Annotated in this window: 2 protein-coding genes; both read left to right on the plus strand. The window is 37.8% G+C overall.

Going from position 1 to position 1,079, the window contains the following annotated elements; translation table 11 throughout:
• Window positions 1–356: 356 nt before the first annotated feature.
• Window positions 357–665, plus strand: coding sequence for a hypothetical protein (locus IQ246_RS29775; RefSeq protein WP_194006871.1), 309 nt, complete (start codon window positions 357–359; stop codon window positions 663–665).
• A 1-nt stretch (window position 666) separates the two neighbouring features.
• Entirely contained in the window at window positions 667–993 is a 327-nt protein-coding gene (locus IQ246_RS29780; protein WP_194006872.1) for a group II intron maturase-specific domain-containing protein, read from the plus strand.
• Window positions 994–1,079: the final 86 nt, after the last annotated feature.

Below are 1,079 nucleotides of genomic sequence, written 5' to 3' on the forward strand. Positions count from 1 at the left end.
TGTAGACTTATCGGGGTGTAGTACAAGATTTATGCAAGTTCGGAAATAATTTTGAATAAAATAACGTAAAAACCTGCAAAATAGTCTGAAAACCCTTGCTGTATATAAACTTTAGCGTTGTTGAGACTAAGGTGGGGTAAAGACAAGATATGTGCAAAATTTAACGTGACATAAAGGTTTGGAGTTTTGCACTCCTGACTAGTCTAAACTCCAGCTACAAGCGAATTACCGTAAATTAATGTTGCAGATTTTCAATACTAAAAGTAGTCTGGTACACCATTTCTGATTCAGTTTGGGCTAAATAAACTACTACTTGACGCATTCGTTTTTCAACAAAAAGGAGGGCGGAACCGACAATGCTTAAATTCACCCAAAACCAACTAGAATTTTTAATCTTGGTGCAAAACCAAGATGATTGGCATTACGAAGCTCTTGTAAAAGTAGTTGATGAATATCATAGAGACGAGAATTTTATGCTTGGCAAGAAGTTAAGTAAGGCTGAGTTTGAAGAAATGATGGAAAAATTAGAGGCATTTTCTCCCTCGAAAATTTGCGATTTGCAAATGGCATTAAACTACCTACTCAAACGGAAAATTACTTGGTTACAAAACTCTTATCACTCCAAGCAAAACAAAGCTGAAGGCACACACGCAGAAGATAGGTAAATTGATTGATGGGCATAAATCAGTACCACAATTTGATTTAATCGCTCATCTGAATCCCGTCATCCGTGGATGGACAAACTACTACTCAGGTGTCGTCAGCAAACGCATATTTAACCAGGCTGATACAACATTATTCAGCCAGTTAAAAGCATGGGCAGAACATCGTCACCCTAATAAATCTTCCCAATGGAGTTGTCAAAAGTATTGGCAAACTGTAGGGTCTGATAATTGGGTTTTTAAACCCCATAACCAGAAGATTCGCTTATACAAGCACCGTGAAACTCCTACAGGACTTACGCAACTGGCACAGGCGATCGCTAAATTTTAGTACGGATGTATTGAATAACGACGCCACTAGTACAGAGCGATCGCCAATAAATAGTACTTTGGTACTATAAAAATGCACATGAAATG

Origin of the sequence: aff. Roholtiella sp. LEGE 12411, from assembly GCF_015206995.1 — a bacterium.
Classification (GTDB): domain Bacteria; phylum Cyanobacteriota; class Cyanobacteriia; order Cyanobacteriales; family Nostocaceae; genus Komarekiella.

What these genes read in the sequence shown, in the direction of transcription:
- IQ246_RS29775 (WP_194006871.1), top strand. Translation starts at nt 357, where the DNA reads ATGCTTAAATTCACCCAAAACCAACTAGAATTTTTAATCTTGGTGCAA.